The 26,990-nt window shown below is 72.0% G+C and carries 27 protein-coding genes; 13 read left to right on the top strand and 14 right to left on the bottom strand.

All coding sequences use genetic code 11. The annotated features are described in order from the left end of the window. Positions 1-28: 28 nt before the first annotated feature. On the bottom strand, positions 29-679 hold the full coding sequence (locus tag V5O40_RS23750; RefSeq protein WP_332907516.1) for a LysE family translocator: 651 nt from the start codon (positions 677-679) through the stop codon (positions 29-31). Positions 680-809: 130 nt separating this feature from the next. On the opposite strand from V5O40_RS23750, the gene V5O40_RS23745 reads away from it, so the two are divergent. From V5O40_RS23745 to V5O40_RS23730, 4 genes are all read left to right on the top strand, one after another. Then, positions 810-1,268: a DnaJ family domain-containing protein gene (locus V5O40_RS23745; RefSeq protein ID WP_332907519.1), complete on the top strand. Its 459-nt coding sequence runs from the start codon at positions 810-812 to the stop codon at positions 1,266-1,268. Positions 1,269-1,512: 244 nt separating this feature from the next. Further along, on the top strand, positions 1,513-2,466 hold the full coding sequence (locus V5O40_RS23740; protein ID WP_332907515.1) for an ABC transporter ATP-binding protein: 954 nt from the start codon (positions 1,513-1,515) through the stop codon (positions 2,464-2,466). After that, positions 2,466-3,275, top strand: a complete 810-nt coding sequence (locus tag V5O40_RS23735) for a hypothetical protein (RefSeq protein WP_332907514.1) — start codon at positions 2,466-2,468, stop codon at positions 3,273-3,275. The genes V5O40_RS23740 and V5O40_RS23735 overlap by 1 nt, the downstream gene beginning before the upstream one ends. 45 nt (positions 3,276-3,320) lie before the next feature. Then, entirely contained in the window at positions 3,321-3,920 is a 600-nt protein-coding gene (locus V5O40_RS23730) for a TetR/AcrR family transcriptional regulator (RefSeq protein ID WP_332907513.1), read from the top strand. A 19-nt stretch (positions 3,921-3,939) separates the two neighbouring features. Here V5O40_RS23730 and V5O40_RS23725 read toward each other — a convergent pair whose 3' ends face one another. From V5O40_RS23725 to V5O40_RS23715, 3 genes are all read right to left on the bottom strand, one after another. Next, positions 3,940-4,179, bottom strand: coding sequence for a hypothetical protein (locus tag V5O40_RS23725; protein ID WP_332907512.1), 240 nt, complete (start codon positions 4,177-4,179; stop codon positions 3,940-3,942). Positions 4,180-4,675: 496 nt separating this feature from the next. Continuing rightward, the gene (coaD, locus tag V5O40_RS23720; RefSeq protein ID WP_332907511.1) at positions 4,676-5,125 is read right to left on the bottom strand and encodes a pantetheine-phosphate adenylyltransferase; all 450 of its coding nucleotides are present in this window, start codon (positions 5,123-5,125) and stop codon (positions 4,676-4,678) included. A 91-nt stretch (positions 5,126-5,216) separates the two neighbouring features. Beyond that, a complete protein-coding gene (locus tag V5O40_RS23715) occupies positions 5,217-5,945 on the bottom strand; it encodes a class I SAM-dependent methyltransferase (protein ID WP_332907510.1) in 729 nt (242 codons plus the stop codon). Positions 5,946-6,054: 109 nt separating this feature from the next. Here V5O40_RS23715 and V5O40_RS23710 point away from each other — a divergent pair, with 109 nt between their 5' ends. Together V5O40_RS23710 and V5O40_RS23705 are read left to right on the top strand one after the other, a co-directional pair. Further along, positions 6,055-6,621: a DUF6817 domain-containing protein gene (locus V5O40_RS23710; RefSeq protein WP_332907509.1), complete on the top strand. Its 567-nt coding sequence runs from the start codon at positions 6,055-6,057 to the stop codon at positions 6,619-6,621. 495 nt (positions 6,622-7,116) lie between these two features. Continuing rightward, positions 7,117-7,656 (top strand): DUF1062 domain-containing protein, encoded by a 540-nt coding sequence (locus V5O40_RS23705; protein ID WP_332907508.1) that lies wholly within the window; start codon positions 7,117-7,119, stop codon positions 7,654-7,656. A gap of 77 nt (positions 7,657-7,733) precedes the next feature. On the opposite strand, the gene V5O40_RS23700 is transcribed toward V5O40_RS23705, so the two are convergent. Further along, positions 7,734-8,201 carry an HNH endonuclease gene (locus V5O40_RS23700; RefSeq protein WP_332907507.1) on the bottom strand — a complete coding sequence of 156 codons (468 nt, stop codon included), beginning with the start codon at positions 8,199-8,201 and terminating at the stop codon, positions 7,734-7,736. Between the two features lie 106 nt (positions 8,202-8,307). On the opposite strand from V5O40_RS23700, the gene V5O40_RS23695 reads away from it, so the two are divergent. Then, complete coding sequence (locus V5O40_RS23695; RefSeq protein ID WP_332907506.1) at positions 8,308-9,306, top strand: tyrosine-type recombinase/integrase; 999 nt, start codon at positions 8,308-8,310, stop codon at positions 9,304-9,306. A gap of 9 nt (positions 9,307-9,315) precedes the next feature. Here the strand turns inward: V5O40_RS23695 and V5O40_RS23690 are convergent, their stop codons facing one another. After that, positions 9,316-10,098: an FkbM family methyltransferase gene (locus V5O40_RS23690; RefSeq protein WP_332907505.1), complete on the bottom strand. Its 783-nt coding sequence runs from the start codon at positions 10,096-10,098 to the stop codon at positions 9,316-9,318. Positions 10,099-10,313: 215 nt separating this feature from the next. On the opposite strand from V5O40_RS23690, the gene V5O40_RS23685 reads away from it, so the two are divergent. The 4 genes from V5O40_RS23685 to V5O40_RS23670 all read left to right on the top strand — a co-directional run bounded on the left by V5O40_RS23685 (position 10,314) and on the right by V5O40_RS23670 (position 12,417). Next, complete coding sequence (locus V5O40_RS23685) at positions 10,314-10,784, top strand: MarR family winged helix-turn-helix transcriptional regulator (RefSeq protein WP_332907504.1); 471 nt, start codon at positions 10,314-10,316, stop codon at positions 10,782-10,784. Between the two features lie 110 nt (positions 10,785-10,894). Next, positions 10,895-11,311 (top strand): DUF6069 family protein, encoded by a 417-nt coding sequence (locus V5O40_RS23680; RefSeq protein WP_332907503.1) that lies wholly within the window; start codon positions 10,895-10,897, stop codon positions 11,309-11,311. A 115-nt stretch (positions 11,312-11,426) separates the two neighbouring features. Beyond that, positions 11,427-11,852 (top strand): Hsp20/alpha crystallin family protein, encoded by a 426-nt coding sequence (locus V5O40_RS23675; protein WP_332907502.1) that lies wholly within the window; start codon positions 11,427-11,429, stop codon positions 11,850-11,852. A 106-nt stretch (positions 11,853-11,958) separates the two neighbouring features. Then, positions 11,959-12,417 (top strand): Rv0361 family membrane protein, encoded by a 459-nt coding sequence (locus V5O40_RS23670; RefSeq protein WP_332907501.1) that lies wholly within the window; start codon positions 11,959-11,961, stop codon positions 12,415-12,417. 22 nt (positions 12,418-12,439) lie between these two features. Here V5O40_RS23670 and V5O40_RS23665 read toward each other — a convergent pair whose 3' ends face one another. The 8 genes from V5O40_RS23665 to V5O40_RS23630 form a co-directional block, all read right to left on the bottom strand. Beyond that, positions 12,440-13,141 carry an ABC transporter ATP-binding protein gene (locus V5O40_RS23665; RefSeq protein WP_164449865.1) on the bottom strand — a complete coding sequence of 234 codons (702 nt, stop codon included), beginning with the start codon at positions 13,139-13,141 and terminating at the stop codon, positions 12,440-12,442. Beyond that, positions 13,138-14,100, bottom strand: a complete 963-nt coding sequence (locus tag V5O40_RS23660) for an ABC transporter ATP-binding protein (protein WP_332907518.1) — start codon at positions 14,098-14,100, stop codon at positions 13,138-13,140. The genes V5O40_RS23665 and V5O40_RS23660 overlap by 4 nt, the downstream gene beginning before the upstream one ends. A 2-nt stretch (positions 14,101-14,102) precedes the next feature. Beyond that, positions 14,103-16,784, bottom strand: coding sequence for an FtsX-like permease family protein (locus V5O40_RS23655; RefSeq protein ID WP_332907500.1), 2,682 nt, complete (start codon positions 16,782-16,784; stop codon positions 14,103-14,105). Between the two features lie 164 nt (positions 16,785-16,948). Next, a complete protein-coding gene (locus V5O40_RS23650) occupies positions 16,949-20,155 on the bottom strand; it encodes an FtsX-like permease family protein (protein ID WP_332907499.1) in 3,207 nt (1,068 codons plus the stop codon). 128 nt (positions 20,156-20,283) lie between these two features. Further along, complete coding sequence (locus V5O40_RS23645; RefSeq protein WP_408631936.1) at positions 20,284-20,985, bottom strand: thymidine kinase; 702 nt, start codon at positions 20,983-20,985, stop codon at positions 20,284-20,286. 111 nt (positions 20,986-21,096) lie between these two features. Further along, positions 21,097-22,491 carry an MFS transporter gene (locus V5O40_RS23640; RefSeq protein ID WP_332907498.1) on the bottom strand — a complete coding sequence of 465 codons (1,395 nt, stop codon included), beginning with the start codon at positions 22,489-22,491 and terminating at the stop codon, positions 21,097-21,099. Between the two features lie 22 nt (positions 22,492-22,513). Further along, entirely contained in the window at positions 22,514-23,284 is a 771-nt protein-coding gene (locus tag V5O40_RS23635) for a glycerophosphodiester phosphodiesterase (RefSeq protein ID WP_269741731.1), read from the bottom strand. A gap of 206 nt (positions 23,285-23,490) precedes the next feature. After that, a complete protein-coding gene (locus V5O40_RS23630; RefSeq protein ID WP_332907497.1) occupies positions 23,491-24,270 on the bottom strand; it encodes a lysophospholipid acyltransferase family protein in 780 nt (259 codons plus the stop codon). Between the two features lie 176 nt (positions 24,271-24,446). On the opposite strand from V5O40_RS23630, the gene V5O40_RS23625 reads away from it, so the two are divergent. Together V5O40_RS23625 and cydB are read left to right on the top strand one after the other, a co-directional pair. Further along, positions 24,447-25,862, top strand: a complete 1,416-nt coding sequence (locus V5O40_RS23625; protein WP_332907496.1) for a cytochrome ubiquinol oxidase subunit I — start codon at positions 24,447-24,449, stop codon at positions 25,860-25,862. Between the two features lie 15 nt (positions 25,863-25,877). Continuing rightward, complete coding sequence (gene cydB, locus V5O40_RS23620) at positions 25,878-26,876, top strand: cytochrome d ubiquinol oxidase subunit II (RefSeq protein WP_332907495.1); 999 nt, start codon at positions 25,878-25,880, stop codon at positions 26,874-26,876. Positions 26,877-26,990: the final 114 nt, after the last annotated feature.

Below are 26,990 nucleotides of genomic sequence, written 5' to 3'. Positions count from 1 at the left end.
GCGGTCGATGGCTGTGCGGACGGCGGGCTCAGCCGGTGGCGACGGCGGCGCGGGAACGGTCGGCGGCGATCCGCACCGCCATCGCCGCCAGCACCGTTCCCATCAGCATCCGCTGTACCCGCAGCCACAGTGGCCGTCGGCTGAGGAAACCGGCGATGCCGCCGGCGGTGAGCACGATCAACGTGTTCACCGTCAGCGCCACGGTGATCTGGGTGAGACCGAGCAGCAGGCTCTGCCCGGCGACGTTGCCGCGCGCCGGGTCGATGAACTGCGGCAGCAGCGACACGTACAGGATGGCGATCTTCGGGTTGAGCAGGTTGGTGACCAGACCCATGGTGAACAGCCGGCGGGCCGGATCCGGTGGCAGCGGCGCCGGGTTGAACGGCGACTGCCCGCCCGGACGCAACGCCTGCCACGCCAGCCACAGCAGGTACGCCGCGCCGGCCAGCTTGACCGCCGTGTACAGCGCCGGTACCAGCACGAACACGGTGGCGATGCCGGCGACCGCCGCACCCAGGTAGACCGCGAAGCCGGCGGCCACCCCGAGCAGCGAGATCAGCCCGGCTCGTCGGCCCTGGGTCACCGACCGCGACACCAGGTAGACCATGTTCGGCCCCGGCGTCAGCACCATCCCGAGGGCGACCAACGCGATGCCGACAATCCCGGCTGTACCGACCATGTCCGTGACCCCCGTCCCACCGTGCACCTGAGCCTAGGGCACCCGGGAATGCCGGCCAGGCCCCGTGACGCTGCGCCATCGGGAGACGGTGGTCACGTTACGGTTGTCCGGGGAGGTGGCGAGGGTGGAGATGCGGTGGGAGGCGTCGGTCGAGGCGCAGATCCGGGCGGCGCAGGAACGCGGCGAGTTCGACAACCTGCCCGGTGCGGGCAAGCCGATCGCCGGCCGGGGGCTGCCCTACGACGAGTCCTGGTGGATCAAGAGTTTCCTGGAGCGCGAACAGGTTCCGACCAGCCTGTTGCTGCCCACCCCGCTGCTGCTGCGACGTCGCATCGAGCAACTACCCGACGAGGTCCGCAATCTGCCCACCGAGCAGGCGGTGCGGGCGGTCGTGGCCGATCTCAACGCCGAGGTGCTGGCCTGGCTGCGTAACCCGTCCGGCCCCCGGGTCGTGGTGCGTCCGGTGGACGCCGACGCGGTGGTGCGCCGCTGGCGCGACGAGCGGCGCACGGCCGCCCCGCCGGCACCCGCCGCCGAACCGCCGGTCCCTCGGCGGCGTTCCTGGTTCCGTCGCCGCCGCGTCGCCTGACTCGCCCGCGCCGACCGACCGGCGCGGAGGCACCGATCCACCTACCAGTGCGCGCAGGGCAGGGACGTAACGCCCCGTCGGGTGCGGGTCGAGTCGTGGACGCCTTCGGCCGTGTTCCCTTGATTTCGTACGTGGGACACGTGGGTGAGCGCACGCGTCGGCGGTGGTGCTGGTGCTCGTTGTCTTCGCGGTGAGGTCAGCTCGTCTGCTAATGTGAGTGAGCGCTCACCTGATTGGAGATGGCATGGAGACGGTGACTGCGGCGGGCCTGACCCGCCGCTTCGGCACGTTGACGGCGGTGCAGCCGCTCACGCTGGACCTACCGGCCGGAAAGGTGATCGGCTTGGTCGGCCCGAACGGCTCGGGTAAGTCCACGCTGATCCGGATGCTGATGGGCCTCATCCGGCCCAGTGCGGGAGCGGCCACCGTGCTGGATGAGCCGATCAGCGCACCCGAGCGGTATCTCGGTCGGGTCGGGGCGCTGGTGGAAAATCCGGCTTTCGTGCCGGGCCTGTCGGGACGGGCGAATCTGACATCCCTGGCCCGGCTGCGTGGGCTACCGAACGCGCGCGTCGACGCGGTGCTACAGACCGTGGGCTTGACCGGCCGTGATCGGGAGCCGGTCAAGCGCTACTCGCTCGGCATGAAACAGCGTCTGGGCATCGCCGCGGCGCTGCTGCCCGATCCGGCGCTGCTGATCCTCGACGAGCCGACCAACGGTCTGGACCCCTCGGGCATCGTCGAGATCCGCTCTCTGTTGGCGCAGCTCGCCACGGCCGGCCGTACGGTGCTGGTCTCCTCGCACCTGCTCAGCGAGATCGAGGCGATCTGCGAACACCTCGTGGTGATCAGGTTCGGGGAACTGCTCTACAGCGGCCCGATCACCGGCTTGTTGAGCGCCGCCGGTCAGCACGTCGACCTCCGCGCGGAGCACGACGCGGACACCGATCGCCTGGTGCAGGCGATACGGGCGCACGGCTGGCAGGTGACCGGCAGCACCGCCGGTGCGGTGCGGGTCTCGGCCGGCGCCCAGGATGCCGCCCCGATCAATCGGGCCGCCCACGCCGCCGGCATCACGCTGCGCGAGCTCAGCGTGGCCCAGGACTCCCTTGAGGACGTGTTCCTGGCCATGACGGGCGACACCGAACAGCAGCTCATGGCGGCCCGTGCCACCGCAGCCGGACGAGGAGCCCTGTAATGGTGACCGACATCATCAACGCCGTACGCAGCGAACTGGTCCGGACCCGCCGGAAGGGCCTCATGCTAGGCTGGCTGGGTCTGACCGTCCTCGCCGCCGTTCTGATCAACATCGTGATGTTCCAGGTGGTCACGTCCGGCGACGCCGTGCCTGCCAGCGGCCCCGGGGTCAGCTTCCCCACCGCCGCGGACCTGGCCCGGCCCGACGGTCTGGTCGCCGGGCTCGGTGCCGCCGCCAGCATGTTCGGGGTCGTCACGCTCTCCTTCTGGGCACTGGTCGCCGCCACCGATTACCAGACCGGCCTCATCCGGCTGCTCGTCTCCGCGCAGCCGAAGCGCTGGCTCCTGCTCACCGGCAAGATCCTCGCCTTGGTGTTGTGGACGGCCGCGGTCACGACCGTGGCCGTCATCACCGATCTGATCGTCGCCCCGGCGGTCGCCGGAGGTTCCGGCATCGACGTCTCCGCCTGGCGCGACAACGTGCCCTCGACGGTGGCCGAAGGTTGGCTCAACCTGTTCTGCGCCCTCGTGGTGTGGGGAATCCTCGGGCTCGCCCTGGCCGTCGTGACCCGCTCCGCCGCGATCGCCATCTCCGTCGGCGTGGGATACGTCCTGGTCGTGGAGTCAGTCATCCGCGCCGCGGCGGAAACCATCGGTGACCGGCTGCCCGGAAGCACCCTGTCCGCCCTGGCCCAGGGCGGCAACACGGTGCTGAGCTACGGAAGCGCCCTTGCTCTGGGCGCCGCCTACACTCTCGTGAGCATCGGCATCGCCCAGGTCGTCCTGCACCGGCGCGACATCACCGACTGACAGCTGCTGTTCGACAACGCCCGCAGACACAAGGAGGACCTCCAGGTGGCCGCCCGTGGCGACGCAACGCGCGACAAGCTGATCGACGCGACGATCCGGCTCGTCCGCGACATCGGCTACGCCCAGACCACCACGCGTGCCATCGCCCAAGCCGCCGGGGTCGCCGAAGGCACTCTCTACCGGCACTACCCCGACAAGGCCGGCCTGTTCGCGGCCGCGATCACCCGGCAAACCGCTCCCATCACCGCATGGGCCCGCGACCTGCCGGCCCGAGCCGGGTCCGCAACCGTCGCCGACAACCTGATCGACTGTCTGACCCGGCTGGCCACCCTCCGGGCCGACATCGTGCCGTTCGAACTGGCCATGCTCACCGACCCCGAACTGGCTCGTCCGGCTGACACGGCGGGCACGCCCGAACCGGGACCACCCGAGTTCCTCACCCGGTACCTGCACGCCGAGCAGCAGATCGGCCGGATCCGGGCCGACGTCGACCCGGCGAAGACCGCCGTGGTGCTCCTCGCCACGCTTTTCGGTCTCGCCGTGCCGCCCCGGCGAACCACCGACGCGCTCGGCGACAGCTGGCCGGACATCGCCGACGCCGTCCACCTCATCCTCGACGGCGTCGGCGCACCAGCCCGAAACTGACGACGGCGGGCTGGGACAGCTATCCGAGCGCCGGCCGCGAGGCGCGCCGGCGGCCTCGGTGCCGTGCCGACATGCTGCGCCGCCCACGCCTTCGGGGCAGGAACAGTGCCGGATCGGCGTGCCGGCGCGAGTCGGGCACGAAGCCGTCGCCGGAGCGCAGACCGTCGCGCCGGTCGACCAGCACGGCCAGCTCCGAGCACCGGCGGTGCACGTCACCGGTCTGCGCTGCGGCGGTCAGGATCACCCCGGGAAGGATCACCACGCAACGAGAGCGAGTCGTCTTCCATCACTCACCCGGCGACCAATTAACGAATTAACGGTTACGACAAGCCAATAATTATCTCACCGAAATCGGGCATAACGCTCATACATCATAATGACTGTTAAGGTGCGTAAGGACTTGGGCTGGTGCACAGGTCGATCCGACGCGGGTGTCCTGTCCCAGTTGATCTGAGACATCCCGCTGAAGCTGGAGTTGTGGGCCCGACCATCTGCGACCCGACCCAGTGAGGCTGGGGGCGGCGGCTGCTTGAGTGAACCGAACTCGGGGGTGACGTCCTGATGGCCGTGCTGGCGACGCGGGCCGATTAGCACATCCGATCGAACACCGGGGTATCGTCCGAGGGTGACAACCTCGGGGCTGCCTCCGGACCTGCCCGGCAAGGTGGTCTGCGTGTTGCGTCGTAGCTGAGCGTGTCCGCCCGTAGCGGCGGCAGAGGAATCAAGGTTGGACGATGGTTTACGGTAGCTGAGCCTCAATATTCAGCGTTATGCGGCCGGCGGGCCGACTGTGCCGATCGGTGTGCGCGTGCGGCCGTGGATGAAATAGCGGCCAGGTGCGGACGGGTCGGCAACCAGATGGTCTGAATGCCGAGTTGCTCGTTCATCGCGGCGAGCTGGTACTCGTAGCCAAGGTCCGCAGCCGTGCGTACGCCGCGGACGATGACCGTGGCGCTGCGGCGTAGGCAGTAGGCAGTGGTCAGGCCGGCCCAGGTGTCCACTTCGACGTTGTCCCAGGCTGCCGGCATGGCGTCGCGCACCCGCATCGCCCTGGCCGTGGCCCCGGCGGTTGGTTGCTTGTCGGCGTTCACCGCCAGCAACACGATGATCCGATCGAACATCACCCGAGCGCGGGCCACCAGGTCGCGGTGTCCCGGGGTGAACGGATCGAACGTGCCTGGATAAACCGCCAACGAGACGCGCACGGGCGCCACTCCACGATCCGATGTAGCAGTCACCGCGACCCCAACCACATTGCCACGATTGTCTGTGATCTTCTCAAGATCTTGTTGCTGCTCAGGTGAGGATGAGGAGGTCCAGGGCGTCGACCACGGGTCCGGTCTCACGTTGCGCTGCCTTGCGCAGTCGGGCCAGACCTGCGACGTACGCGTCGTCGCTTATCAGTTGCAGAGGGGTGTGTGCCTCGCGGCGCAGTGCCGTCGCAGCCTCGCGTAGTGAGGCCGCGGTTACCTGCGGGACCTGTTCGAGGCCGACGGTGACGAACCCGGCGGCAGTGAAGGCTGCTTCGACGTCGGCCACGCTGGGGTAGGTGTCGAGCACACGGATGGCTTCGGGGAAGTAGTGGAACAGGGTGATTGCTTGGTGTCGGCCGGCGAACGCGGAGCGGATCAGCACCGGGCCGCCGGGGCGGACGACCCGGCGTAGTTCTCGGGCTGCACGGTTCAGGTCTGGCACGTGGTGGATGACCGTGGAGAGCCAGGCGGCGTCGACGCTGCCGTCGGCGAGCGGGATGCGTTCGGCGTCGCCATGCACGACAGGCTGGTACATCGAGCGGGCGCGCATCGCCTCGGAGGGCTTGACCGCGGTGACCTCGATGTCGTACCAGTCAATGAAGGCTCGCGCCCACATCCCGGTGCCCGAGCCGAGGTCGAGTATTCGCATGCCTGCATGAGGGTCAAGGTGCCGGGTCACGGCTTCCCGCCAGGCCGAGAGTCCGTCGTCGGTGAGGTGACGGGTCGCCTCGAACGCCGCAGCGTCCGCGGTGTCGTACGTGATCCGAGCCATGCCTTTGACCCAACTGCCTCGGCACCCGAGGAAGCAAGGGTGCCGAGGTGTGACGAGCCGCCCAGGCTGACGGGCTGCCGGCCAGGTGCGGTTTACGTAAGGTCGGTCCATGGGTGCGGACTCTGACGTGCGGCGCTGGCTACGGCAGCGTGGAGCTGGGACAATTCAGCACCCAGGCGGCACGCTCCACGCCCACCTGTGCCGGGTGCATGACCGTCTCGCTGAGCTGGAGTGTGGCGTTGACACGCAACTGGCCGGTCTCGCGCATGCCGTCTACGGAACGGACGGCTTCGATGTGACGCTGCTCGACTGGAACGATCGAGCCACGCTGCGAAACCTCATCGGCGACGACGCTGAGGCATTGGTCTATCTGTACGGGGCCTGCGACCGCCGGCGGACCTGGCGAGAGCTGGCGACGACCGGTGAGGTCGTCGACCGCTTCACCGGTCAGACGTGGCACCTGAGCCCCGGCCAGATGCGACCCTTCGTGGATCTCAGCATCGTCAACGAACTGGACGTCATCGAGCAAGATCCTTCTACCGTGGACAAGCACGGCGCGTACTTTCGCTCCCTGTTCGCCGCCTGGGCTCGGATCGCATCCCCGCAGGTCAACAGTGAGGTGCAGCGCCTCCTCGGCGAAGGCAACCAAAGCACTTCTGCGAGGGCCCAGAATTGACGGTCCGTACCGGCCCCCAAACCGGACCCGGTTCACCGAGGCCAGCAATCCGCAGCCCCAGGACAGCGGGAACTGAAGCCCGTGTCACGGTGACGGCCCGGGCAGCGGAGATTGCCCCGTGCTGGAGGCGCGCGGTGCCACCGTCGTCGACGTCGGCCAGGCGGCATGTCGTGGCGGTGCCTCGACGACTCCGAGGGTAGTGGCTTCTGTTCCTCGACCCGGGTTGACGCCTGCCCGTACCGACCACCGAAACCGGTTGAGTCCCGCTCCGTCGCTCCCGTAGGTTGCCTGCGACCCGTGGTAGTGAGGACAGAGGACGAACCGCGTGACCCCGCCTGCTCGCTAGACCTGACATCTTCCGCTCGCCGGTAGCCGACGTTCCCGTCGGCTCTGCCGGGCTGCCGCCGTGCGCCCGGCCGTACCGCGTGTGAGGCCGCGCTCAATCGGCCTCGGGTCAGGTCTTTCGGAGCAACCGTGTCTTCACAACCTCATATCGTGCTGCCCTGGGTCGTCCGTCGGACCAGGCTGCCGCTGCTGTCCCTGCGCTGCGTGGACTGCCCGTCGGGGTCGGCCACCACCGGTCCCGGCAGGTTCCGCGTCAACGCCAACCACAAGTTGCTCGACGTGTGGCTGCTGGTCCGCTGCGTGTCCTGCGACTGGACCAGCAAGCTCACCGTGTACGAACGCACCCCGGTCAGCTCCTTCGACCCGGTGGAACTGCGCGGATACCGCCTCAACGATCCGGCGTTGGTGGCGTCGCGGCTGCTGGATCCGCAGCTCGCCCGCCGCAACCGCTTCGTTCTCGACTGGACGGGGGCGTGGCGGCTGCACACCCCGTCGGGGTGGCCCGACCAGACGTGGCCGATCCAGGTGGCGGTCGTCTTCGACGATCCGGTACCGGTGCGTCCGGAACGGCTCGTCGCGCACGGGCTCGGTCTCAGCCGAGGCGAGGTGCGGCGTCGGATCAAGTGCGACGTCCCGTGGCGCCGTCCGCGGATCGCCGGGTTCACCTTCACGGTGACGGCCGGGGACTGACGGTGTGGCCGGGCGGATTCCGACCGACCCGCCCGGCCATACCGTCCCCGTCACCACAGGTGGCGGGGACGGCCGGGTCAGCAGGGTCTTCGCCCGTACGCCGCACGGGCTGCGGCCACCTCCGCCGCCTGACGCTCGCGCCAGCGTTGCTGCGCCAGGCGGTTGCAGGTCCGGCAGATCCGCCGCAGGCGCCCCGTCGCGGGATCGGTTTCCCGCTCGTGCCCGTTGCGGCAGCGCGGACGTCGGGTGCGTTCCCGGCAGTTGGCCGCATGGCTGAGCTGACGCAGATGGGTCGGCTCGATGCAGTCCGGCGCGCCGCAGTCATGGTGGACTTCGAGGGTGGGGTCGTAGCCGCCGACGAACACCACGTACGCCGCGATGTGTGCCCAGGCCCGTCCGGCGAGCTTCTGGTGCACACCGCGCCGGCTGCCGTATCCGCGCACCATGAGGCATCCGTTGCCGGCCCGTGTCGAGCGGGCGAGCAGGTACGCCCGCAGGGTGTCCTCGGTGAAGTGTCGGGACAGACCGGTGACCTGAGACAGCACCGGGCCAGCGTAGGGGGCGGGTGCGACGCGATGTACCGTCCGGCCGATCATGATGTGTCGGCGCGCCTGATCGTCTACTCACCACAGGACTGAGAGCATTTTTCACATGCGTCCGCACGACACTCCGGTGCAGTACCGCCCGTCGGCATATCCGGCCCTGCCCGACGGACCGATGGCCGTCACCGACGCGTGGTTGCGCAACCGACGGTTGAGCGAGCACACCCGTGACGCGTACCGCCGGGACGTCGCCGGTTGGCTGGCCTGGTGCGCCGCCCGGGGGCTGGACCCGCTGCGGGCGAACTTCCTGCACGTCAACGAGTACGGGCGGGCGTTGGAGGACACCGTCTCCGCCCGGACCGGCCGCCCGCTGACCCCGGCGACGGTGGCCCGGAAGCTGTCCGCGCTGTCGAGCTGGTACGACTTCCTGGTCAAGCTGCGGGCGGTGGAGCTGAACCCGGTGGCCGGGGCCGACCGACCCCGGGTCGACCGGGACCACTCCGGCACGGTCGGTCTGGCCCCGGACGAGGTGGACGCGCTGCTCGCGGCGGCCGAGGCCGAGACGGGCCCGACCGCTGCCCGCAACCGGGCCGCCGTCGCGCTGCTCGCCGATCTGGGACTGCGGGTGGGGGAACTGGTCTCGCTGAACCTGGACGACCTGGGCGCCGAGCGGGGACACCGCAGCGTGCGCTTCGTCGGCAAGGGCGGGCGGGCGCGCCGTCGGGCGTTGACCCCGGGCACGGCGTACGCCGTCGACGCGTACCTGGCCGAGCGGGCCGCCGCCCAGCGGGTGCCGGTGGCGGAGTTGACGGGTCCGCTGCTGGTCACCGCCAGCGGTGCCCGGCTCGACCGGCACTCGGTGTTCCGGTTGGTCCGACGGCTCGCCCGTGCCGCCGGGATCGCCGCGTGGGCCCGGCTGTCGCCGCACTCGCTGCGGCACGCCTTCGCCACGACCGCCCGGTCCGAGGGGGTGCCGCTGGAGGACGTGCAGGACGCGATGGGTCACGCCGATCCGCGTACCACCCGGCGTTACGACCGGGACCGGCACAACCTGGACCGGGATCCGGCGTACGCCATCTGGGCGGCCCGGGCCCGCCGCCGCGGCTGAGCGGCGGGGTCAACCGCGCGTCGTGCGCACGCCGTACACGTCGCCGGAGTTGGCCTCGTGCGGCAGCGCGAGCAGGTGCGCGGCCATCTCCTCGGCATCGACCCAACGCCCCAGGGTCAGCGACTTGTCGTCGCCGAGGGCCACGTCGAAACCGTCGAAGCCGAGGGCGGCGAGCCGGTCCAGGCAGCGCACCGCGACCGCCCGGCCGATCGTGGTGAACTCGAAGGACAGGGCGGGCAGGGGATGGCTCAGCCCGGCGAGCACCGCGTCCTCGAAACCCTCCACGTCGATCTTGACGAAGCTCGGTGTGCCGTGTTCGGCGATCAGCGTGTCGACGGTGGTCACCGGCACCTCGATCTGGCCGTCCCAGACCTGCCCCTCCCAACCGCCGGCCCCGGCGGCTGCCGCCACGAAGTCGGTGGAGGCGGTGGAGACGGTGGGATTGGCCGAGTTGACCAGGAAACCGATCCGACCGGCCTGGGCACCGCAGGCCGCCTCGATCAGCGTGACCTGGTCGTCGTCGGCGTAGATGGCCCGCAACGCCCGCAGGCACAGCGGTTGCGGCTCGACGGCGACGACCCGGGCACCGAGCCGACGGAAGCTGCCGATGTGGTCCCCGACGTGCGAACCGATGTCGAAGACCAGGTCGCCGGGGCCGACGAAGCGGGCGTAGAAGGCGTCCATCGCCGCGTCCCGGTCCGGGTTGCCGTAGTAGACCTCGAGCGATCGGCGCAGCGAGGCGGTGCGAGGATCGGTCTTGAGCGCCTCGACCGCGGCGGAGTGGGTAGCCATCGCAGCACCCTAACCCGCATGCCGCGCCCGTCGTGGCGATCCGCGCGCCCGCCGGTCACCCCCGGTGACGCACGCCGGTGCCGTCGGCTGTCGGCCCACCGACGTCCGCACCCTGTGCGACGCTCGCCGCAGCTGCTTCCACCAGGTCGGACACCACCCGCCGGCCGGCGAGCGGGTGATGATCCTGGTCCGGAGGATCTTGTTAGCCTCGGTGTATGGAATCCCCGCCGCCGGGTCGCCCGTCTGACCTGATGTTCCTGCTCAGCTGGGCCAGTCATGCGCTGCGCGCGGAACACGCCGCCGGCCTGGCCGAGTTGGGCATCTCGCCCAGGGCGTACGGGGTGCTGCTGCGCGCCCGCGGTGGTGACCTGACCCAGCGCCAGATCGGCGAGTTGTGCGGCGTGGACAAGACCACCATGGTGGTGACCCTGGACCAGTTGGAGGCCAACGGCCTGGCCCGACGCGTACCGGCGCCGAGCGATCGCCGGGCCCGGCTGGTCGAGGTGACACCCCAGGGGGAGCGGGTGCTCGACCAGGCCCGGCAGGTCGCCGCCCGCCTCGAAACGGATGTGCTCGCCACACTGCCGGAGGCCGAACGCGAGGTGTTCCTCCGGGCCATCCGACGGCTGGTGGACGAGCGGCTCTCCGGCGCCCACACCTCCGGGGTGGCCGGCTCCGTCTGCTGACGATCCGTCCGCGCCGGCGGCTCACATCATCTTGTTCCGTAGCAGATAGTCTCGTGCGGGACTATCTGCTACGTTCGCTGTTCAGGTATCCCTGTTTCGAGGAGTGGTCCATGAGCAGCGCCGCCGCGCACCCCGTCAACACCGCCACCTCCCCGCGCCGACGCGCCCTCGGCCCGCTGGCGGCCGTCGCGGCCTGCGTCGCGATCTGGCTCGTCGGCGCGCTCGGCGGTGTCGACTACGCGGTCCGCAGCCCGGGGCAACCCGAGGTGGTGGTCAACCTCGTTCCGGTCGTCGTCGTCTCCCTCGGTTCGGCCCTGCTGGGCTGGGCGGCGCTGGCCGTGCTGGAGCGGTTCGCCGGGCGGCGGGCCACCACCATCTGGCTCGGTCTGGTGGTGGCGGTGACGCTGTTGTCGTTCGTGCCGCTGTTCCAGGTCGATGCCACCGGCGGAGCCAAGATCGCCCTTGGTCTGATGCATCTGGCGGTACCGACCGCGCTGGTCGCCCTGCTGCCGAAGCGCGGTCACTGACCACGCGCCGGACGACTTGACGGGTGGCGGCTGGGCGCGCTAAATAAGGAAGTGGAAGTTGAGTCGACCAGACTCAACTAGGGACCTTCGGCCAGGAGAACCGAGGAGGCACACGATGCTGATGCGCACCGACCCGTTCCGTGAGATCGACCGGCTCGCCGAGCAGTTCTTCGGCAGCACCAGCCGACCGGCCGTCATGCACATGGACGCCTACCGCGACGGCGACTTCTTCTACGCCGCCTTCGACCTGCCCGGAGTCGACCCGGAGAGCATCGACTGCACGGTGCAGCGCAACGTGCTGACCGTGCGCGCCGAGCGGCGCCGTCCCGCCGGCGACAACGTCGAACTCGTCGCCGCCGAGCGCCCGATGGGCATCTTCAGCCGCCAGCTGTTCCTCGGCGACACCCTCGACACCGACAAGCTCGAAGCCGGCTACGACAACGGCGTGTTGACGCTGCGGATCCCGGTGGCCGAGCGGGCCAAGCCCCGCCGGGTCACCATCAGTGCGACCGGCAACGGCCGCAAGGAGATCAAGTCCTGATCGACGACCTACCCCGGGCGTGGCCGGACGGGACGCGGTACGGTCCCGCCCGGCCACGTCCCCTTTTCCGCCCGCCGCGGCGGACGATTCTCTACCGTCGACTGGTGTGGGCGCTGCGCAGCCGTGGAGCAGACCGGCCCGGCGACGCCATCCGATGCGGGTCGGCCTCGTCGTCGCCGCGGCCGGGACGGCGCTGTGCTGTGTCGGGGTCGCCGGCCTGGGCGCCTGGAACCTGCAACTGGTCACCCAGGCCGCCGCCCCGGTGCGCGAGACCGCCGAGGGATTCCTGCGCGAGGTCACCACGGGCGACACCGGCAGCGCCTACGAGCGGCTCTGCGCCGACGCGCGTACCCGGTGGAGCGAACTCGGCTTCACCAGCTGGGTACGCACCCCGCCGGTGGTGCGCGACTACGAGATCGTGGACGTGTCCGTGGCCACCAGCGGCGGCCGACCCCACGGCAAGGTCACCGTGCTGCTGACCCGCGACAGCGGCAGCACCGAACAACGGGACCTGTCGGTGGTACGGGAGGACGGTGGCTGGCGCGTCTGCGGCGACCCGTACTGACACCCCTCGCCGGGCACCCCAGTCACGCCGGGACCGGCTCGGCCGCTTCGACGAGCCGGCCGTCACGCAACACCAGCACCCGGTCGGCCAACTCCACGAGCGTCGGGTCGTGCGTGGCGACCAGGGCCGTCATCCCCCGGGCACGCACCACCGCCCGCAGCAGGTCCATCACCGCCCGGCCGGTCTCCGAGTCCAACTGGCCGGTCGGCTCGTCGGCGATCAGCAGTGCCGGATCGTTGGCCAACGACCGGGCGATCGCCACCCGCTGCTGCTGCCCGCCGGACATCTCGTACGGCCGCTGCGCGGCGTGCCCGCCCAACCCGACCAGTTCCAGCAGCACCGACACGCGCTGCTCACGGTCCGCCGCCGGCACCTTCGCCAGCCGCATCGGCACCCCCACGTTCTCCGCCGCGGACAGGATCGGCACCAGTCCGAACGACTGGAACACGAACCCGATGGTGTCCCGACGCAGCCGCAGCAACTCCTTCTCGCTGGCCGCCGTCACCTCCTGCCCGGCCACCCACACCCGCCCCGAGGTGGGCCGGTCCAGGCCACCGATCAGGTTCAGCAACGTGGTCTTGCCCGCCCCGGACCGGCCCCGCACCGCGACCAGCTCACCGCGACCGGCCCGAAACGACACCTCCCGCAGCGCGTGGACGACCCGGTCACCACCGCCGTAGTCGCGGCTGAGCCCCTCGACCCGGATCAGCTCCTGCTCGCTCACCGCGCACTCCTCTCGTCACCGGGACGGACCTGCACGTGGTCCGGCTCCAGGGTCAACCGCACCCGGTCGCGCAACGCCAACGCGTCGACGAAACCCGCCGGCAGCTGCATCCGTCCGGCCCGGTCCAGCACCGCGTACTCCTCGGTCACCAACTCCTCGACGCCGTCGGCGCCGACCCGCGCGGTGCGGTGCACCTCCGAGGCGGTGCGCCCGTCGCGGATCGACACGGTCCGGCGCACCTGCGAGGCGACCTGCGGGTCATGGGTCACCACCACCACGGTCACCCCCAGCTCGGCGTTGATGGTGCGCAGCGCGGCGAAGACCTCCCCGGCCGTCGCCTCGTCCAGCTCACCGGTCGGCTCGTCGGCGAAGAGCACCTCCGGGTCGTTGGCCACCGCCACCGCGACGGCACAGCGCTGCTGCTCACCGCCGCTCATCTGCCCCGGCCGACGGTCCGCGCAGTAGCCGACGCCGACCATCTCCAGCAGCTCCGCCGCCCGCCGCCGCGCGGCCCGCCCACCCCGGCGCGCCAGCCGCATCGGCAACTCCACGTTCTCCCGGGCGGTCAGGTACGGCAGCAGGTTGCGTGCGGTCTGCTGCCACACGAACCCGACGGTGTGCCGCCGGTACCGCAGCCGCTTGGCCGCCGACATGGTCAGCAGGTCGTACCCGGCCACCCGGGCGATGCCCGCGGTCGGTGTGTCCAGCCCGGACAGGATGTTCAGCACCGTCGACTTGCCGGAGCCGGAGGCGCCCACGATGGCGATGAGCTCACCACGGTCCACGACCAGATCGAGGCCCTGCAAAGCGACGACCTCCACCCCGTCGCTGGTGAAGATGCGTACCAGCCCGTCGCAGACGATGTGGCCACGCAGCCGGTCGGCACCACCGGCCCGCGCGGCGGCCCGCTCCGCCGCCCGTCGTTGCAGCGTCGCCAGGTCGGGACCATCAGACACCATCGTCACGGGTTCTCCTCTCCCAGCCGCAGCACCTCACCGAGGCGCATCCGCCGGTTCATCAGGTTCTCCACCACCAGCCCGGTCACCAGGCCCAGGACCACCAGCCCCAGCACCGAGGCCAGCACCAACGGATCCAGGTGATCGCGGACCGGCACGCCGGGCACGAACGCGGACAGCCCGAGCGTCGGCCCCAGGATCCGGGGCATAGCCGCACCCACCGCCGCCCCGGTCAGCGCCGCGACCAGTACCAGCGGCACCAGCTCGTACACCAGCAGCCGCCGGCCACGGCCGGCGGACAGGCCCAGGGTGCGCAGCCGGGACAGCATCCGGCCCCGCCCGGCGGCGTCGGCGACCACCGCGAACCCGACGGCCAACACCGCCAGCGCGGTGCCGCCGGCCGCGCCGGCGGTGAACGCCAGGGTCAGCACGTCGTTGGCGCCGGTGCGGTCGAGGTCCTCGCGGTACCCCCGCCAGGTCTGCAACGAGGCCGGCACCTGCGTCCGCGTCACCTCCACGCCGAGCACCGCCGACTGCCGCCGCCGCTGCGCGTCGTCGGCCACCCCCAGCAGGTCCGCCTCGTCGATGTCGTCACCGGCCACCAGATACCGGTTCGGGATGATCGGCGTGTACTCGTACTCCGGAAGCGCCTGCCACGGCAGCACCACGAACCGTTCGGCGCCCAACCCCACACCCGGGAAGGCCTCGACCACCTCGGCGACCCGGAACTCGTACAACCTGCCCTGCACGTCCACCGCGGCCTGGTCACCGACCTGCGTGGCCATCGCCGCCGACACCACCGCCGGCACCGGCCCGTCACCCCGCGCGGCAGCCCGCAGGGCCGCCGGCACGTTCACCTCGACACCGCTGCGCGCCACCACCTCCGAGAAGGCCGGAGCGTCCACCACCAACACCCGGGCCGTGCCGATCTGCCGCGACGGCGACCCCGCCTGCGGCACCAGCCGCCGGTTCGAGTCCACCCACACCCGAGCCACCGCCGACACCCCGGCCACCCCGGACAGCGCGTCCTGCGCGTCGGGGGAGAAGGTGTATCCGGTCAGCCAGGCGTCCGCCGGCACCGTCAACGTGGCCGCCCGGTCCCGGGCCGCCGAGACGGTGGAGGTGACCACCCCGCCGAACACCCCGGTGCTGACCGCGACGATCAGCACCGCCAGCGGACCCAACGCCACCGGCGCACCCCGTGCGGCGCGGGCCACACCCAGGAACAGCACCGCGCCCCGGGCCCGCGCGGCGAACCGACCGGCCGCCCGCAGCGGCCACGGCACCAGCCGCACCGCCACCAACGCGGCGGCGACCGCGACCAGCACCGGCACCGAGCTGAGGTACGCGTCGACACCGGCACCCGGGTCGAGACCACGCCGGCGCAGCAGCACCACCCCGAGCGTGGCCAGCACCAGCACACCCGCCTCGACCGTCAGCCGTCGCGCCGACGGACGACGCCACGCCACATCGGCGCGCCCGCTGACCACCCCGACCCGCCGCTGCGAGTACATCGCCAGCACCGGCACCACCGCGGTGGTGAGCACCGCCAGCGCCAGCACCGCCCAGGGGAATCCCTCGTCGTGCCCCGGCACCCGGCTGCCGACGAACCAACCGACGAGCACCGCCAACGGCTGCACCGGCGCGGACTCGGCCAGGGCCCGCAGCCCGACGGCGCTCAGGGCGGCGCCCCGGGCCCGCAGCAGGGCGAACTCGTCGCGGCGCCGCAGCACCGTCAACCTCGCCGCCAGCACGATAAGCCCGAACAGGCTGGCGACCAGCCCCGCCTGGACCACCGCGAGGAGGGCCTGCACGGCGCGCAACTGCCCGGCGAACCGCGACAGCGCGCCGTCCAGCGACGTCTGCACCGTCGCACCCGAACTCCACGACATGCGGCGGGCCTCGGCCACCGCCGCCGTCACCGACTCCAGCCCCGCCGCGTTCAGCCGCCGCGCGTCGAGGCGGTACCGCCAACCGCTGACGGCGGCGACACCACTGCCGGCGGCGACGACGTCCACGCCGGCCCAGTCGGTCACCCCCGCCACGACGTACGGCTCGCCGTCCAGCACCGGCACCACCGGCTCCAGCGCGTAGCCCAGATCGTCCCAGACCGGGTCACCGGCGTCGCGCGGCTCGAACACCCCGACGACGCGCGCGTCCGCCTGACCGTCGCGTCCGGCGAACCGCAGCCGCTGGCCGGTACGCAGGGACAGCGTCTCGGCCACCGCCCCCGACACCACCACCTCCGCCGGGCCGCCCGGACGGGTGCGGGGCCAGCGTCCGGCGGTCAGCTCGGCCGCCTCCGCGACACCGGTCTGGGCGCGCAGGCCGAACAGCTTGCGGGCACCACCGTCCATCGGCGGCTCGTCGCCGACGGCGAACAGTTGCTCCTCGTCCAACGACGCCGCGTACCACCGGCGCTCCACCAGGCCGGGCAGCGGCGGCGGCAACTCGGCGGCGTAACGGTCCAGATCGGCCTGCCCGGCCGCGGCCGGCGCGGACCTCGGCCCGGCCAGCGACACGTCCCGCACCAGGTGCGGCAGCCGGGCCACGTCCGCGCGCAACCCCCGGTCGGCGTACTCGCCGGTCAGCCGGGGTGCGGCGGTCAGCAGCAGCGCCGCCACCAACCCCAGCACCGCCAGCAGGCCCACCTGACCGCCGTACGCCCGGATCCGCCTCGCGCTCACTGGGCCAGCCTTTCGTTCGCGACTGCGGGGCTCGCAAGCTCACTCCTCGCGCTCACGGTGCTGGCCTTTCGTTCGCGACTGCGGGGCTCGCAAGCTCACTCCTCGCGCTCACGGTGCTGGCCTTTCGTTCGCGACTGCGGGGCTCGCAAGCTCACTCCTCGCGCTCACTGGGCCTCCCCGGCACGGAGGTGCGCGGCGGTGAGTCGTCGCCGCACGCTCACCGACACCGCGGCGCTGAACGCCAGCGCCAGCGCCAGCAGTCCGACGCCGGTGCCCAGCACCGGCACCCAGTCGACGCTCAGCAGCGGCGGCGGATCGGGGCGGTCCGCCGACGGGGTGAGGATGACAAGCGGGGCCATCGTCGCCGCCACCCCGATGCCGACGGCCAACCCCACCAGCACACCCATGCCGGCGAGCAACGACTGCTCGGCCAGTAATGACCGGGCCACCAGGCGGTGACCCGCGCCGAGGGTGTGCAGCACGGCCAGTTCCCCGGCCCGGCGCCGCGCCGTGGCGCTGACGTCCACGGCCACCCCCACCGCGGCCAGCAGCACCGCCGCGAGGGCGGCGACGAAGAGGGCACCGCGGGCGCCCACTCCGAACGGGTCGCGAGCCAGCTGGTCGGCGACGTCCCGGCGATCCAGCACGGTCAGACCGTCGAGCGCGGCGGCTGCCCCGGCCGCCTGTTCCGCCGCGCCGGGGCGGGCGGCCACCCACCACTCCTGCGGCGAGCGGACGATGCCGTGTGCGTGGAACAGGCGGCCACGCAACGACGGCAGGTCGACAAGCAACGCGGCGTCCTCGACGTCACCGGGCAGGGCCGTGACCCGGTCGACCACGACGACATCGACCTCGGCGCCGCCCAGGAACAGCCGGGTCTGCGTCCCGACGTCGAGGTGCAGCGTGTCCAGCGCCGCCGCGGTGGCGACCACCGGCACCGGGTTCGTGCCGGCCGGCCGGGTGACGGCCAACTGCACCGGAGTGTCCGGGGCATTCCAGCTCACCGGCATGTCACGTGCGTAGCGGCCGGACAGGGTGGCACCGGAGCCGGTGGACGCGGTGGCGGTTCCCGCCCGGTCGACCACCTGCCACGGTCCGTCCGCGCCCAGCTCGACCGGGGTGCCGGTGCTGGTGTCCGGGCTGGCCCGCAGGTCCGACAACCGCCAGTCGAGGCTCAGCCGTGGGCCACCGCGGGTCTCGGTGGTGAAGCCGGCCAACCGCCACGGCCCGTCGCCGGCCGGCAGTTCGACGGCGAACCGTAGCGGCTGACCGTCCCAGCCGGTCGAGCCCAGGACCAGCCGGCGGTGTTCGCCCCGAACGTCGCTGAGCACGACCTCATGGCGGATGGGCCCACCCGTGCCGACGTCGACGACGCCCCGGGTACGCAGCTGACCGGTCAGTCGTCGGGTGCCGGTCGGCAACACCGTCGCCGGCGCCGGCACCCGCGCGTCCGCGAGGCCGCCGAGCAGCCGACCGGTGGATCCGCCGGCCAGGTCGGACCGCAACCGCAGCACCCCGTCGGCGGCACCGGCGTCCACCGCCACCATGGTCGCCGGTTCGGCGCCGGCGCCGAGCCGCACCGGCTCCCGCCAGGCGGGCAGGACCGCCCGGGTACCCGGCAGGTCGGCGAGCTGGTCGGCGCGGCCGTCCGGGGCGGCACCGGTGGTCTCGGTCAGCCGCAGGTCGGCGCCGACCCGGTGGGCGGCCTGGTCGTCGAGGGACCGTTGCGCTGTCCCGGCGAGGGACCAGGCCAGGGTGCCGACCGCCACGGCGAGGGCGAGCAGCAGCACCGGCCCGGCGTGCGGGCGCCGACCGGCCTGCCAGGTGCCGAGCAGCACGGCGGTCCACGGCCGGCGGTCCACCCAGCGTTCCGTCAGCCGCACCAGCGGCGGCAGCAGCCGCAACGCGAGCACCGCCCCGGCCAGCACACCGAGCGTCGGCGCGGCCGCCAGCAGCGGATCGACCCCCAGCTCGCCGCCCCGCGACCGGGACAGCGGCGACGAGTACCTGCTCAACTGGTACCAGCTGAGCAGGGCCAGGCCGACGAGCAGGACGTCCAGACCGGCCCGCTGCACCACGCCCCGCCGGCTCGGGCGGGACCGGCTGGCCAGGTCGGCGACGTAACTGTCGCCCCGGCGCAGACTCGGGCCGATCATCGCGGCCGCGCAGCCGGCGGCCGCGATCCCGGCCACCAGCCACACCGCCGGGTCGGCCCCGTCCGGCCGTAGCGAGACGGCGGCGAGGCCGGGCAGCCGGTCGGCCAGCCCCAGCAGCTCCACGACGAGCGGTGGGGCGAGGACCACGGCCGGCAGCACGACCAGGGTGGCCTCCCGGGCGGTCAGCCCGGCCACCTGCCAGCGGGCGGCGCCCCGGGCCCGCAGCAGCGCGGTCTCACCCCGGCGGTGCTCGGTGAGCAGGATCGCCACGAGCAGCAGCGCGTACCCGCCGAGCACCACCACCAGCAGCATCGGCGTGACCAGGGCGGACCGGCCGACGAGGGTGGCCTGGCGCAGTCGTTGCACCAGGTCCACCAGGTCGCCGCTGACCACCGCGGAGTCGCCGAGGCCGGCGTCGGCCGCACTGCTCGTGGCGATGCGGGCGGCGGCGTCGGCGAGCCGGTCCAGTGCGGCCGGACCGATCCCGGCCAGGTCGGGTTCGACAAGCCAGCCGGCGGAGGCGTTGGCCAGGAAGTGGGTGGCGAAGTCGTCCCGGGACACGGTCATCGGGCCGTAGGTGGCCGCCTGCGACAGCGAACCGGTGCTCGTCTCCGGCGCCAGCCGCCAGTACGCGGCGTCCGGGTCCACGGGGCTGAACACGCCCGTCACGACGACCTCGGTGACCCGCCCGGTGAGCCCGTCGGTGATCGGGATACGGTCGCCGACCCCCACCCGCAGCGTCACCGCGGCGGCCCCGCCGATCGCGGTCTGCACCGGATCGGCCCCGGACCGCGGCCACGTGCCGGAGGTCAACCGGGCGTGCGCGGGCAGATCGTCGAGGAACATCACCGACGCGTAGGTGACTCCGCTGCGGTCGGCGACAGCGTCACCGGTGTCGCCGCGCAACTGCCGGCCAGCCGCGTACCCGGCGGCGCTGACCCGGGCCGGCAGACCGGCCAGGTCGGCGGCGACCCGCTGCCGCAACGCGTCGTCCCGGTCCCGCAGCGCCGCGTCGGTACCTCCGGCGGACGCGCGGACCAGCACCGACCGTTCCTCGGCGGTGGCCGCGGCCAGCACGTTGCGGGTGCCGGAGTCGACGACGTCGCGGTTGTACGCGGCCAGACCGGTGAGCGCGACGGTGGCCACCAGCGCCGCCCCGGCGGCGGCCAGCAGCAGGCCCCTCGTGGCCCGGGCACGCCGCAACGCGAACCTCATCTGTGTGGTACCCCCGCCGGTTCGCGGGCCGGTGCGGCCCGTGGTTGGTGCTCCCGTCATGCACCAGAAGGGGCCGGGGCCGGAGAAAGGTTCGCAGCGGTGATCGTTTCGTTATGCGGGAGCGGTGTTCAGGTTCCGGTGGCGGCGCTGCCGGGGCCCAGGTCACCGGCGCGGTGGTGCCGGCGGCAGAGCACCTGGTAGCGCACGTCGGCGGTGTCGGCGGTGTCGCCGATGACGACCTGCGCGCCCTCGCGGGCCACCCGCCCGTCGGCGACGCGGGCGTTGAGCAGCCCCTCGCGGCCGCACCAGCAGAGCACCTCGACCTGGATCCGGGCCACCGAGTCGGCCAGTTCGAACAGCCGCCGCGCCGCCGGGAACAGGCTGGAACGGAAGTCGGTGGCCAGGCCGAAGGCGTACACGTCGACGTCGTAGCTGTCGACCAGGTCGGCCATCTGCTCCACGTGCTCGACGGCGTAGAAGCTGGCCTCGTCACAGATGAGGTAGTCCACCCGCACCCCGTCGGCCCAGGCGTCCCGGACCAGGGTGCGCAGGTCCAGCTCGTCGGTCACCTCGACGGCCTCGTGGGCCAACCCGATGCGGGTGGTCACCTGTGGGCCGAGTGACCGGTCGATGCGGGTGGTGACCAGCCCCCGACGTCCCTGCCGGGCATGGTTGTAGTTCATCTGCAGCGCCATCGTGGACTTGCCGCAGTCCATCGGCCCCCAGAAGAACCGCAGCGCGGCGGCGTGCGCCGGTCGTCCGTCGACGCCACGGGCGGCGACACACCCGGCCGGGTTGTCGCCCGCACCGGGCAGGGTCGGGCGGGCCAGGCAGGTCGGTACGGCGTCGTCGGTCGTCACGGACCGGCAGCCTAGTGCGCGGTGACCCGCGCCCGCGCGGTTGCCCCGACCGGGGTGTCGATCATCGCATCGCCGCCGGGATCAGAGCACCCGCGGCGGGGTGTTGCCGGCGGCGATGATGGCCCGCCGGATCGGCACCGCCGCCAGCAGCAGGAACCCGACCACGAAGAAGATCAGCAGGGAGACCAGACCCACCCGGTACGAGTTGGTCAACTGGAACACCAGGCCGAACGCGAGGGGGCCGAGCCAACTGGTGCCCTTGTCGCTGATCTCGTAGAAGCCGTAGTACTCGCCCTCCCGACCGGCGGGGATCAGCTGGCTGAACAGCGACCGGCTCAGCGCCTGGCTGCCACCGAGGACCAGACCGATCGCCGCGCCGAGCACCATGAACGGCAGTGGCGCCTCGGCGGGCAGCCGGAACGCCGCGACGATCACCCCGGTCCAGAGCACCAGGCTGAGCAGCACCGTCTTCCAGGCCCCGATCCGCCCGGCCAGGGCGCCCAGCCCCAGCGCGCCCCCGAAGGCCAGGAACTGCACCAGCAGGATCGTCACGATCAGGGTGCTCTGTCCCAGCCGCAGTTCCTCGGTGCCGTACTGGCTGGCCAGGGTGATGACGGTCTGGATGCCGTCGTTGTAGACCAGGAACGCCAGCAGGAAGAACAACGTCAGCGGGTACGCCTTGATCTCCCGCAGGGTGCGGCCGAGCTGCCGGAACCCGTCGGTGAGCACGTTGCCGCGGCCGGCGGCGGCCAGCGCGGCGGCGGTGGGGTGCTCCCGCAGCCAGCGCAGCGGCACCAGGGTGAACGCCGCCCACCACAGCCCGGCCGAGACGATCGACCAGCGGGCCAGGTCGAGGGTGCGCTCGGCGGTGCCGTTGTCGAACGACTGCACGGCGACCAGGTTCAACGCCAGCAGCAGGCCGCCGCCGAGGTAGCCCAGCGCCCAACCCCGGCTGGAGATGGCGTCGCGCTCGTCCGGACCGCCCAGTTGCGGCAGGAACGAGTTGTACACCACGATCGCCGCGCCGAAGCTGATGTTGGCGACGACGAACAGCGCGCCGCCGAGCAGGTACCGGTCGCCGGTGACGAAGAGCATCCCGATGGTCGCCGCGGCCCCGGTGAAGGCGGTGGCGGCCAGCAGCCGCTTCTTGTGCAGCGACCGGTCGGCGATGGCGCCGATCACCGGCAGCACGAAGACCGTCAGCAGCACCGACAGCGAGATCAGGTACGGGTAGTAGGAGCCGGCGGCCACCTTGACACCGAGCGGGTACACGTACCCGACGCACTCGTCGGCGCCCAGCTCGCACCCGGCGGCGACCTCGGCGACGCTGGTCAGGAACGGCCCGAGGAAGACCGTGATGACGGTGGTCTGGAAGGCCGAGTTCGCCCAGTCGTAGAAGTACCAGCCGGTGCGCTCGCGGCGGGTGCTCCTGGGCGGTGGCGCGTCCTGCGCCGCCGGGGTGACCGTCTCGGCCATGGGGGTCCTCCGCCCAGGTTGTTCAGGCGGCCCAGTGGCCGCGGCTGCGGTAGACGTCGCGCAGCACGCCGACGTGGTCGGTCATGATGCCATCAACCCCAAGATCAAGTAACTCGTGCATCTCGGCAGGTTCGTCGATCGTCCAGACGTGCACCTGCAGACCGAGCCGGTGAGCCATCCGCAGGAACCGACGGTCGACCACCGGCACCCGGCCGTAGCGCACCGGCACCTGCGCGGCCACCACCGACGGCGGCAACCGAAGCGGCCGGCCGGTCCACGAGGCCCACCGCAGCCGGGCCACCCCGCGTACCCCGAGACTGGTGGCGACCCGCCCGCCGGTCAGCGCCCGCAGCCGGCTCAGCCGGGCGTCGCTGAACGAGGCCAGCAGCACCCGGTCGACGGCGCCGGCCCGGTCGACCGTGGTCACCGTGGGCGTCACGCCGGCGTCGGACTTGACGTCGATGTTGAACCGCACCTGTGGCCACGCGTCGAGCACCTCGTCGAGGCGGGGCACCACGGCGGAGCCGCCGACCCGCACGGTGGCCAGATCGGCCCAGCGCATCGCGCCCACCCGGCCACGGTGTCCGGTGACCCGTTCCAGGGTGTCGTCGTGGAACACCACGGCCACCCCGTCGGCGGTGCCGTGCACGTCGGTCTCGACGTACCGGTAGCCCAGCTCGACCGCCCGGGCGAACGCGGCGGCGGTGTTCTCGTCGCCGTCGGCGGCGCCGCCGCGGTGGGCGAAGGCCAGCGGCGCGGGCGCGTCGAGGTAGGGGTGCGCGGTCGTGGGCACGCGGCGCAGTATGCCTGGCCCGGGTGACCGCCTGGTGGCGGGCCGGCGGCGCGCCGGGTGCGTCCCGTCGTCCACGCCCATCCGATACCCGTCGGTGACTTCCGGATGCCGGACGGTAGCCTTCCCCGCTCGGTCGGCACCGGCGGCCTCAGCGTCGTCGGCAAGGCGACCTGAGCCTGGCTCGCGCCCGGGTTTGCGGCGAGCGGTCAGCCTGCGGTGGGACGGCGCCGGTGTGCGCGAGCGAGGTCGACCGGACGGCCGGGGTCGACGTGGCGGGGCCGGTCGGGTTCGTCCGGCCGCAGCGGGGCGAGGGTGTCGGTGATCGCGTCGATGATCCGGTCGGTGGCCCGTCGGGCGGCGCCCGGGGCGCCACCGGTCAGGTCGGTCAGCTCCACCGGGTCGCCGAAGTGCACTCGGACCGTCGGGCGACGGACCAGCGCGCGGACGATGCCGCCCAGCAGGCCCTTGGGGGTCTGGTAGGGCAGCACCTCGTGGGATCCCCACTGGGCGACCGGGACGACGGGGGCACCGCAGGCCAGGGCGAGACGGGCGGCCCCGGTCTTGCCGCGTTCGGGCCACATGCCCGGGTCCAGGCCGATGCGTCCCTCCGGGTAGACCAGGATCGGTGCGCCGGCGGCGACCGCGGCGGCGGCGTCGTCCAGGGCCCGGTGTACGCCGCTGGTGCCCCGGTCGACGCGGATGTGCCCGGCGCGGCGCATCGCGACGCCGATCAGCGGGGCCCGGAACAGCCCGCCGGTGGCCATGATCCTCGGTGCCACCCGGCGGGCCCGGCAGGCCGCGGCGAGCACGATCGGGTCGAACGGGCTGATGTGGTTGGCGGCCAGGATCAGCGGTCCGCCGCGCAGCCGGGCCGGTATGTCGCCGGTGACCCGCAGCCGGGCCAGCATCCCGACGACCAGGCGGGCCAGCAGCAACGCGACGCGCCAGATCAGCGGCGGACGCCAGGGGGAGTGGGCTGCTTCCATCAGCGGGACATGATCGCACGGCAAACCGACGAGGTGCCGCCCAGGGCGGGTCGTACGGCAGGAGTGAGCAGGGTCATTGGTCCCGGTCCGGTTCGGGCCACCCGCCCCTGCCATTTCGTGTACGACGCGCAGTAGTATTTACTACGTCTTGTAGTACGACTGGCTGGGGGTCGCAGGTGGACGCATTGGACGTCGCCCGCTGGCAGTTCGGTGTCACCACCGTCTACCACTTTCTCTTCGTACCGCTGACCATCGGCCTGTCCGTCCTGGTCGCCATCCTGCAGACGCTCTGGCACCGCACCGGAGACGAGAAGTACCTCAAACTCACCAAGTTCTACGGCAAACTCTTCCTGATCAACTTCGCCATGGGCGTCGTCACCGGCATCGTGCAGGAGTTCCAGTTCGGCATGAACTGGAGCGACTACTCCCGCTTCGTCGGCGACATCTTCGGCGCGCCCCTGGCCATCGAGGCCCTCGTCGCGTTCTTCCTCGAATCCACCTTCATCGGCCTGTGGATCTTCGGATGGGACCGCCTGCCCAAACGCCTGCACCTGGCCAGCATCTGGGCCGCCGCCATCGGCACCAACCTGTCGGCGTACTTCATCCTCGCCGCGAACTCGTTCATGCAGAACCCGGTCGGCTACCGCTACAACCCGGACACCGGACGGGCCGAGCTGACCGACTTCGTCGCCGTGCTGACCAACAAGGTCGCCCTGATCACCTTCCCGCACACCATCGCCGGCGCCTTTCTGGTCGCCGGATCGCTGCTGGTGGCCGTCGCCCTGTGGCACCTGATCCGCAACCGCGACAGCGCCGACACCCCCGCCTACCGGTTCGCCGCCCGCTTCGGCGCCTGGGTCACCCTGGCCAGCGCCGCTCTCGTCGTCATCACCGGCGACATCCAAGGCAAGATCATGACGCAGGTGCAGCCGATGAAGATGGCCGCCGCCGAGGGCCTCTACACCACCGAGAGCCCCGCCTCGTTCTCCGTACTGACCATCGGCAGCCTCGACGGCAGCCGGGAACTGTTCGCCCTCAAGATCCCGTACCTGCTGTCCTACCTCGGCACCGGCGACCCCAACGGCACCGTGCAGGGCATCAACGACCTCCAGGCCAGCTACAGCGCCCAGTACGGCGCCGGCAGCTACACCCCGATCATCCCGGTCACCTACTGGAGCTTCCGGATGATGATCGGCTTCGGGCTCGCCGCCGCCGCCATCGCCCTGCTGGTGCTCTGGACCCAACGCAAGGGCCGCGCCGTGCCGAACAGCACCTGGCTGCTGCGCGCCGGCCTGGTCATGCCGATCCTGCCGCTGCTGGCCAACTCCTTCGGCTGGATCTTCACCGAGATGGGCCGCCAACCCTGGATCGTCTTCGGCGAGATGCTCACCCGCGACGGCGTGTCCCGCAGCGTCTCCCTGACCGAGGTGCTCACCTCCTTCACCGCCTTCACCCTCATCTACGCCGTCCTCGCCGTCATCGAGGTGAAACTGCTGATCCGCTACGCCAGAGCCGGCGTACCCGACGTCACCCCGGCCCCCGAACCCGACGACACCGACGACGCCGAGCGCCCGCTCGCCTTCGCCTACTGAGTCCGGAGCCCCACCGTGGAACTGACCACCATCTGGTTTCTCCTCGTCGCCGTGCTGTTCACCGGCTACTTCATCCTCGAAGGCTTCGACTTCGGCGTCGGCGTGCTGCTGCCCGTGCTCGGCCGCGACGACAAGGAACGCCGCGTCATGATCAACACGATCGGGCCGGTCTGGGACGGCAACGAGGTCTGGCTGATCACCGCCGGTGGCGCCATGTTCGCCGCCTTCCCAGAGTGGTACGCCACCCTCTTCTCCGGCTTCTACCTGCCCCTGCTGCTCATCCTGCTGGCCCTGATCGCCCGCGGTGTCGCCTTCGAGTACCGCCACAAGCGATCCGAGGTGTCCTGGAAACGCCGCTGGGACAACGCCATCTTCTTCGGCTCGCTCGTCCCGGCGATCCTGTGGGGTGTGGCGTTCGCCAACATCCTGCGGGGCGTACCCCTGGACGCCGACCACGAGTACGTCGGCGGCCTGTTCAACCTGCTCAACCCGTACGCCCTGCTCGGCGGCGCGACCACCGCGGCGCTGTTCGCCACCCACGGCGCCGTCTTCGTCGCCCTCAAGACCGTCGGCGACATCCGCGACCGCGCCGCCGCGCTCGCCGTGCGCCTGGGCGTCGCCGCCGCGGTCCTCGCGGTGGCTTTCCTGAGCTGGACCCTGACCATCCGCTCCAGCACCGCCGCCGTCGTGTTCGCCGTCGCCGCCGCGCTCGCCCTCCTCGGCGGCCTCGCCGCCGCCACCGTACGCCGCGAGGGCTGGGCCTTCACCGGCACCGCCACGGCGATCGGCCTGGCCGTGGCCACCCTGTTCGCCGCCCTGTTCCCGAACGTGCTGCCCTCCACGCTCGATCCCGCCGGCACCCTCACCGCCACCAACGCCGCCTCCACCCCCTACACCCTCACGATCATGACCTGGGTGGCGGTCTTCTTCACCCCGATCGTGCTGGCCTACCAGGGCTGGACCTACTGGGTGTTCCGCAAGCGCATCGGCGTCGCCCACATCCCGCAACACTGACCGGCCGCCGGGGGGGGGGGGGGCCCGGGGGGCCCCCCCCCCCCCCCCCCCCCCCCCCGCGGGGGTGGGGGCGGGGGGGCCCCCCCCCCCCCCCCCCCCCCCCCCCCCCCCCCG

It is taken from the genome of Micromonospora palythoicola, assembly GCF_036689795.1.
Lineage (GTDB): Bacteria > Actinomycetota > Actinomycetes > Mycobacteriales > Micromonosporaceae > Micromonospora > Micromonospora palythoicola.
Note: the sequence above shows the minus strand (reverse complement) of the source record. Positions and strands in the feature narration are given on the sequence as shown.